Genomic DNA, 8,207 nt, shown 5'->3' on the forward strand with positions numbered 1-8,207 from the left:
CGGACCGGGCACCCGGCGGCGCGTCGGTTGCCTGCCGAAGTCGTCGGGCACTTCCGTCACCTGCCGGGGGTCGGGGTCGGGGTGGGAATGGGCGAGCCGGTGGGGACCGGTGGGGTAGTGAGCGCACCGGGGGTGCGGGGCGAGCGCGTCGCGGCCGAGGCCGGCACCGGGCGCCGTACCGGACGGACGCCGGGACCGGAACCGGGACCGGACCGCCGTAGCCCCCCGGACCGCACCGGCCGAGCCGGACCGGGCACCCGGCGGCGCGTCGGTTGCCTGCCGAAGTCGTCGGGCACTTCCGTCACCTGCCGGGGGTCGGGGTGGGCGCGGTGAGCGCCTCGGGGGCGAGGACCAGGGGGGCCACGGTGGAGGCGGGGCTCGGGGAGCCCTTGACCGTGCCGTCGGGGGCGAGGAAGGCCGGGTCGCCGCCGGGGACCATGCCCAGCTCGCGGGCCCGGCGCTGGAGGGCCTGGGGCGCGGAGTAGGCGTCGACGTCGCGCTGGAGGGCCTGCTCCTCGTCGGTGAGCTCCTTGGTCTGCTGCTCCAGGTCGTCGAGCTGGAAGGACCCCTCGCTCAGCGCGGAGTTCAGCACCAGCAGGGTGATGAGGCCACCGCCGAGGAGCAGGACGACAAGGAGGACGAAGGGCGTGCGGGCGGCCTGCCCGCGCCCGCCGCCGGTCGGGAAGAGCCGGGCGAGCCGGGCGGCCCTGCCCCTCAGTTCCGGTGTGCCCTTCACAGCGCCTCCGCTCCCCGGTCCGGGCCACGCCCGTCGTACCGTCCCCGCCGCTGAGGCCCACGGGCCTCGACCCGCTTCACTCGGCGGACTCCCTGATCCGCTCCGCGCCGCGCAGCCGGGCCGGCGCCGCCCGCCGGTTCTCGGCGATCTCCTCCTCAGTGGGAAGTTCGGCACCGCGCGTGAGCAGCTTGAGCCGGGGCGCGTACCGCTCCGGCACCACCGGCAGACCGGGCGGGGCGGTGTTGGCCGCACCCGCCGCCAGCACCTGCTTGACCAGCCGGTCCTCCAGCGAGTGGTACGACAGCACGGCGATCCGGCCGCCCACGGCGAGGGCCGCGACGGCGGCCGGGACGGCCCGCTCCAGGACCGACAGCTCGCCGTTGACCTCGATGCGCAGCGCCTGGAAGGTGCGCTTGGCCGGGTTGCCGCCGGTGCGCTTGGCGGCCTGCGGCAGCGCGCTGCGGATCAGCTCCACCAGCCGTGCGCTGTTGCCGAACGGCTCCTTCTCGCGCTCCCGCACCACCGCCGACACGATCCGCTTGGCCTGCTTCTCCTCGCCGTACGCCCGCAGGATGCGGACCAGTTCGCCCGGCGGATAGGTGTTGAGCACCTCGGCGGCGCTCATCCCGGTGCTCTGGTCCATCCGCATGTCCAGCGGGGCGTCCTGGGCGTAGGCGAAGCCGCGGTCCGCCTCGTCCAGCTGCATGGAGGAGACCCCGAGGTCGAACAGCACGCCCTGGACGCGCGGGACGCCGAGCCGGTCGAGTACGTCGGGCAGCTCGTCGTAGACGGCGTGCACCAGGGTGGCGCGCTCGCCGTAGGGCGCGAGCCGCTCGCCGGACAGCCGCAGCGCCTCCTTGTCCCGGTCCAGGGCGACGAGCCGGGCCTCGGGGAAGCGGGCCAGCAGGGCCTCGCTGTGTCCGCCGAGGCCGAGGGTGCAGTCGACGACCACCGCCCCCGGCCGCTCCAGGGCGGGCGCCAGCAGGTCCAGGCACCGCTGGAGCATCACCGGGACGTGTCGACTCTGGCTCAAGGGGGGTCGGCCTCTCGGGTCCGGCGCGGCGTCCCGCACCGCCGGGTCCCCGCCCGCTCAGGAAGGGGAGACCTGCCGGCGCCGGAAGCGTCGGCCGGCCGGGAGCGGGAGGAGGCCGAGCCGTACGTACGCGCCGCGCACGTGGGGGGAACGGGCACCTCGGCGCCCGGTTCTCCGGGGTTTCAGTCCAGCGGGGAGAGCCTCGCCTCCCGCTTCGCGTCACTTTAGTCCACCCTGTCTCCCGGTCAATCAACCGGCCTGCGCGTCGCGGTCCCGGGGGCGGCGGAAGCGGAATCCGGGGGCACTTCACCCGGACGGACGCACGGTCACCACTCCTGTGGGTTAGCTCACACCAAGGCTTCCTGGTGTTCTTTGTCCCTCTTCACAGCGGGCCGGGTCGGCGAGTGACCAGTAACGTCGGGGATATGACGACTTCTGCATCTGTTCCCGCAGGCTCCGACGCCGCCATAAGCGGCGGCACCGTCACCGACCGTCTCGTCGAGGCGAACGCACGCTATGCCGCCGACTTCGCCGATCCGGGCATGGACGCCCGTCCCGTCCTGCGCGTCGCCGTGGTGGCCTGCATGGACGCCCGGCTCGACCTGCACGCCGCGCTCGGCCTGAACCTCGGCGACTGCCACACCATCCGCAACGCGGGCGGGGTGGTGACCGACGACGTCATCCGTTCCCTGACCGTCAGCCAGCGCAAGCTGGGCACCCGCAGCGTGGTCCTCATCCACCACACCGGCTGCGGCATGGAGACCCTCACCGAGGACTTCCGCACCGAGCTGGAGACCGAGGTCGGCCAGCGCCCGGTCTGGGCGGTGGAGTCCTTCCGGGACGTCGACCAGGACGTACGGCAGTCGATCCAGCGGGTGCGCACCTCCCCGTTCCTGGCGCACACCGACGACGTACGCGGTTTTGTGTTCGACGTGAAGACCGGCAGTCTGCGGGAGATCGACCCCGCCTGACGGGCTGCCCGTCCCGGACCGTTCCGGGGCGACAGCGAACCGATAGGACGCCCGAAAGACCGCAAGGTCCGACATATCGCGGGCAGTTGTCCACAGGCGAGTGACACGAATCGGTAACGGCGGCAAGAATGCGGGGAGCGGCGGTGCGCGGGACTCTCCCCGCGCGGCCGCCGTGGACCGGGGGCTCCTTCGGGAGCAAGGGGAAAGGCCGAGGAGGGCCGGGTGACGACCTATGACGATCGAGCGAGCCTCACGGATTTGACCGCGGTGGTCGAGCGGGTACGCGAGTCGGTGGAAGGCGTGATCGAGGGCAAGCCCGAGGTCGTCCGGCTCTCGCTGACCGTGCTGCTCGCCGAGGGACATCTGCTGATCGAGGACGTCCCCGGGGTCGGGAAGACCATGCTGGCCAAGGCGCTGGCCCGGTCCATCGACTGCTCGGTGCGGCGCATCCAGTTCACGCCCGACCTGCTGCCCTCGGACATCACCGGGGTGTCGATCTGGGACCAGCAGCGCCGGGACTTCGAGTTCAAGCCGGGCGCGATCTTCGCCCAGGTGGTGATCGGCGACGAGATCAACCGCGCCTCGCCCAAGACCCAGTCCGCGCTGCTCGAGTCGATGGAGGAGCGGCAGGTCACCATCGACGGCAGCACCTACGAACTGCCCGCCCCCTTCATGGTGGTGGCGACGCAGAACCCGGTCGAGATGGAGGGCACCTACCCGCTGCCCGAGGCGCAGCGCGACCGTTTCATGGCCCGGGTCTCCATCGGCTACCCCAGCGCGGAGGCCGAGTTGCGGATGCTCGACGTGCACGGCGGGGTCAACCCGCTGGACGATCTCCAGCCGGTGGCGCACGCGCACGAGATCCTGAAGCTGATCGAGGCGGTCCGCGGCGTGCACGTGGCGGAGCCGGTCCGGCGGTACGCGGTGGACCTGGTCGCCGCCACCCGCACCCACCCCGACCTCAGACTCGGCGCCTCGCCGCGCGCCACGCTGCATCTGCTGCGCGCGGCGAAGGCGACCGCCGCCCTCAGCGGGCGGGAGTACGCGCTGCCGGACGACGTGCAGGCGCTCGCCGTCGCCGTCCTCGCCCACCGTCTGCTGCCCACCGCGCAGGCCCAGCTCAACCGCCGCAGCGCCGAGCAGGTGGTGCAGGAGATCCTCCAGCGCACCCCGGTGCCCGCGGCCGGCCGGCAGCCGGGCGGCTACGGGCTGGGCGGCGGCGCACCGGCGTACGGTCAGCAGCCGCCGCGGAGGCTGTGATGACCACCGGGGGGACGGACCGGGCGGAGGGTGAGCGGGGCGAGCGGGGCGGCCTGCGGACCGCGCTGGCCGGTCTGACCACCCGGGGCCGCTCCTTCCTGGCGGCCGGCGTGGCCGCCGCGGTCTGCGCGTACGTCCTCGGCCAGAGCGATCTGCTCCGGGTCGGGCTGCTGCTGGCCGTACTGCCGCTGGTCTGCGCCGCCGTGCTGTACCGCACGCGGTACCGGGTGGCGGGCGGCCGCCGGCTCTCCCCCGCGCGGGTACCGGCGGCCGGCGAGGCGCGGGTCCACCTGAGCGTGGAGAACGTCTCGCGGCTGCCCACCGGCCTGCTGATGCTCCAGGACCGGGTGCCCTACGTGCTCGGCCCCCGGCCCCGCTTCGTCCTGGACCGGGTCGAGGCGGGCGGCCGCCGGGAGGTCTCCTACCGGGTCCGCTCCGATCTGCGCGGCCGCTACCCGCTGGGCCCGCTCCAGCTCCGGCTGACCGATCCGTTCGGCATGTGCGAGCTGACCCGGTCCTTCTCGGCGCAGGACACCCTCACCGTGATACCGCGCGTGGAGCCGTTGTCCCCGGTCCGGCTGAGCGGCGAGGCCAAGGGGTACGGCGACGGACGGCAGCGGTCGCTGGCGCTGGCCGGCGAGGACGACGTGATTCCGCGCGGGTACCGGCACGGCGACGACCTGCGCCGCGTGCACTGGCGCTCCACGGCCCGCTACGGCGAGCTGATGGTGCGCCGCGAGGAGCAGCCGCAGCGCGCCCGCTGCACGGTTCTGCTGGACACCCGAGTGGTCGCCTACGACGGCGCCGGACCCGACTCGGCCTTCGAGTGGGCGGTGTCGGGCGCGGCGTCGGTCCTGGTGCACATGCTGGAACGGGGCTTCTCCGTCCGGCTGCTGACGGACACCGGCAGTTCGGTGCCGGGTGAGGGGGCCGACGGTTTCGCGGGTGCCACCCAGGAGTCGGCGGACGCGGCCGGGCTGATGATGGACACCCTCGCGGTGATCGACTACTCCGACAACACGGGTCTGTCCCGGGCCTACGACGTGCTGCGCGGTGGCAACGAGGGGCTGCTGGTGGCGTTCTTCGGCGATCTGGACGAGGAGCAGGCGGCGGTCGCCGCGAAGATGAGCCGGCGCAGCGGCGGGGCGATCGCCTTCGTCCTGGACAGCGACGCCTGGCTGCGGGAACCGACGGACGTGCCCGGCCCGTTGGACGGACCGGGACAGTGGCTGCGGCTGCTGCGCGAGTCCGGCTGGACGGCCGTGAGCGTGGAGCGCGGCGCGTCACTGGAGGAACGGTGGCGCCGCGCCGAACAGGAACGCTCCGGGCTCATGCCGGCGAGCGGCGGGGAGGGGTCGTGAGGGACGGACGGGTGGTGCTGGGCGCCTGCGGTTGCCGACGTGGCGGGGCTTCCCGGCGTAGTGGGGTTCCCTGGCGTAGTGGGGCTCCCTGGCGTAGTGGGGCTCCCTGGCGTGGCGGGATTTCCCTGCCCGGCGGGGCTTCCTCACCCGGCGGGACTTCCCAGCGTGGCGGGATTTCCCTGCCCGGCGGGGCTTCCTCACCCGGCGGGACTTCCCAGCGTGGTGAGGTTTCCCCGCCCGGCGGGACTTCCCAGCCCGGCGGAGGTTTTCAGTCCGTCCGGCGTTCGAGGACGACGACGCCGTTCGGGCCGGCGGCGGGGGTCCACCGGCAACGGCCCCCGGCGGGTCCCGTACGGGCGTCCGGCGCCCCCACAGCCCCCGGCCAGGAGGCCCTCCGATGAGCGGCCGAGCCCGCATGGCGCTGTGCGCGTGGGCGGCCACCCTGATGGCCTCCTGCGCGCTGCTGCCCCTGGTCGATCCGGCCACCTGGATCATCCAGGCCGCGTTCCTGCTGGCGGTCCAGTCCGGGGTGGGCGCGGCCGTCCGCCGGGTGCCGCTGGCCCGGCCGCTGACCGTCGCGGCCGAGGCCCTGACCGCCCTGGTGCTGCTGACGCTGGTCTTCGCACGTGCGCAGTCCTTCGCCGGGCTGGTGCCCGGCCCGGACACCTTCCGGCACTTCGCCGAGCTGCTGCGACAGGGCGGCGACGACATCGCGCGGTACGCGATCCCGGCGCCGCTGGAGTCGGACGGCATCCGGCTGATGCTGGTCGGCGGCGTGCTGGTGATCGGCCTGCTGGTGGACACCCTCGCGGTGACCTTCCGCAGCGCGGCCCCGGCGGGGCTGCCCCTGCTGGCGCTGTACTCGGTGGCCGCGGGGCTGTCCGAGGGCGGCACCGACTGGCTGTGGTTCCTGGTCGCGGCGGCCGGCTATCTGATGCTGCTGCTGGCCGAGGGACGTGAGCGGCTCTCGCAGTGGGGCCGCGTCTTCGGCGGCGCACCGCGCTCCCCGGGCGCCGAGCCGGCCCGGGCCCTCGCCCCGGTCCGCACCGGCCGGCGGATCGGCGCGGTCGCGCTGGGCACCGCCCTGGTGGTGCCGCTCGCGCTGCCCGCCATGAACGGCGGCCTGCTGGCCGGCACCGGCGGCGGGGTGGGCTCCGGCGGCGGAGGCGGCGGCACCATTTCGGCGGTGAACCCACTGGTCTCCCTGCGCGACAGCCTGAACGTGGACGAGGACCGCCAGGTCCTCTCCGTGCGCACCGAGTCGAGCGACATCTCCAACCTCTATCTGCGGATCGTCTCCCTGGACGACTTCGACGGCACCACCTGGAAGCCGTCCAAGCGGAAGATCACCGCCGTGCCGGACGGCACCTTCCCCACCCCGGTCGGCCTCGGCCCCGACGTGGAACGGACCCGGACCCGCAGCACCATCTCGGCGGCCGACTGGTATGCCCAGGACTGGCTGCCGATGCCGTATCCGCCGAGCGGGGTGGACGTCACCGGCGCCTGGCGGTACGAGCCGGTCGGCATGACCCTGGTCGGCGACCACGGCCAGAACACCCGCGGTCTGACCTATGACGTCACCAGCCTGGAGGTACGGCCGACCGCGGAGCAGCTGGCCGCCGCGCCCCGGCCCTCGACGGCCATGACCCGCGAGTACACCGAGCTGCCCGACTCGCTGCCGGCCATCGTGTCCGACACCGCCCGGGAGGTCACGGCGGGCGCGACCGACGCCTACGACCAGGCCGTCAAGCTCCAGGAGTACTTCGCGATCACCGGCGGTTTCGAGTACGACACCCAGGTGCAGGTCGGCAGCGGCTCCCAGGCGATCGCCCGTTTCCTGCGCGACAAGCAGGGCTTCTGCGTGCACTTCTCGTTCGCCATGGCGGCGATGGCCCGTTCGCTGGGCATCCCGGCCCGGGTCGCGGTCGGCTTCGCGCCGGGTTCCCCGCAGGCGGACGGATCGGTGGCGGTGGGCCTGCGGGACGCGCACGCCTGGCCGGAGCTGTACTTCGAGGGCATCGGCTGGACCCGCTTCGAGCCGACCCCGAACCGCGGCTCGATGCCGTCGTACACCGTGCCGGACGCGCCGGGCACCACGCTGCCGGACGCCGCCCGGCCGTCCCAGGACACCTCCGAGGCCCCGGCGGCCTCCGCGTCGGCCGACGAGAGCTGCACCGCGCAGGACCGGAAGGAGGTCGGCGCCTGCGCGAGCGAGTCCCCGCAGGCCGCGCTCGCCGCGGACGACGACGGTCCGAAGTGGTACGCCCTGCTGGCCTGGGCGCTGGCCGTGCTGCTGGTGCTGGTGGCCCCGCTCGCCCCGCTGCTGTGGCGGACCCGGCAGCGGTCGCTGCGGCTCGGGGCGCACGGCCGGAGCCCGGCGGACGCGGCGGCCCGCACACTGGCGGCCTGGCAGGAGCTGACCGACACGGCGTGGGACTACGGCATCGCGCCGCAGGAGTCGGGGACCCCGCGCAAGGCGGCGGCCCGGGTCGTCCGGCTGGGCCGACTCGATCCCGCGGCCGCCGCGGCGGTGCACCGGGTGGCGGACGCCGTGGAGCAGGTGCTCTACGCTCCCCGGCCGCGTCCGGGCACCGGACTGACCGAGGACGTGCTCCGGGTGGCGGCCGGGCTGCGGGCCACGGCCGGCCGGGGTGTGCGGCTGCGCGCACGCCTGGCCCCGCGTTCGGCGGTTCGGGTGACCTGGGCGGCGGCGGCCCGCTGGGCGGCCCTCAGCGGCCGCGTCTCGGCGGCCCGGCCGACTCTGCGCAGGCCGAGGGGCAGGAACGCGGAGAGCTGAGTAAACGCGAATGTGAAACGTGAATGTGGGTGAGGGGCGACCACCGGCC

Annotated in this window: 6 protein-coding genes; 4 read left to right on the forward strand and 2 right to left on the reverse strand. The window is 74.3% G+C overall.

Annotation, left to right across the window (positions count from 1 at the left end):
* Positions 1-301 precede the first annotated feature (301 nt).
* Together ACTT8P_RS37345 and rsmH are read right to left on the reverse strand one after the other, a co-directional pair.
* Positions 302-736 carry a septum formation initiator family protein gene (locus ACTT8P_RS37345; RefSeq protein ID WP_442836244.1) on the reverse strand — a complete coding sequence of 145 codons (435 nt, stop codon included), beginning with the start codon at positions 734-736 and terminating at the stop codon, positions 302-304.
* Positions 737-812: 76 nt separating this feature from the next.
* Positions 813-1,769, reverse strand: coding sequence for a 16S rRNA (cytosine(1402)-N(4))-methyltransferase RsmH (rsmH, locus tag ACTT8P_RS37350; RefSeq protein ID WP_442836245.1), 957 nt, complete (start codon positions 1,767-1,769; stop codon positions 813-815).
* Positions 1,770-2,194: 425 nt separating this feature from the next.
* Between rsmH and ACTT8P_RS37355 the strand changes: the two genes are divergently transcribed.
* From ACTT8P_RS37355 to ACTT8P_RS37370, 4 genes are all read left to right on the forward strand, one after another.
* Positions 2,195-2,740, forward strand: a complete 546-nt coding sequence (locus ACTT8P_RS37355; protein ID WP_442836246.1) for a beta-class carbonic anhydrase — start codon at positions 2,195-2,197, stop codon at positions 2,738-2,740.
* 222 nt (positions 2,741-2,962) lie between these two features.
* Positions 2,963-4,000, forward strand: coding sequence for an AAA family ATPase (locus ACTT8P_RS37360; RefSeq protein WP_442836247.1), 1,038 nt, complete (start codon positions 2,963-2,965; stop codon positions 3,998-4,000).
* Positions 4,000-5,361 carry a DUF58 domain-containing protein gene (locus ACTT8P_RS37365; RefSeq protein ID WP_442836248.1) on the forward strand — a complete coding sequence of 454 codons (1,362 nt, stop codon included), beginning with the start codon at positions 4,000-4,002 and terminating at the stop codon, positions 5,359-5,361. The genes ACTT8P_RS37360 and ACTT8P_RS37365 overlap by 1 nt, the downstream gene beginning before the upstream one ends.
* Positions 5,362-5,758: 397 nt before the next feature.
* Entirely contained in the window at positions 5,759-8,158 is a 2,400-nt protein-coding gene (locus ACTT8P_RS37370) for a transglutaminase family protein (protein WP_442836249.1), read from the forward strand.
* The last annotated feature ends 49 nt before the right edge of the window (positions 8,159-8,207 follow it).

The organism is Streptomyces sp. JW3 (assembly GCF_052216785.1).
Lineage (GTDB): Bacteria > Actinomycetota > Actinomycetes > Streptomycetales > Streptomycetaceae > Streptomyces.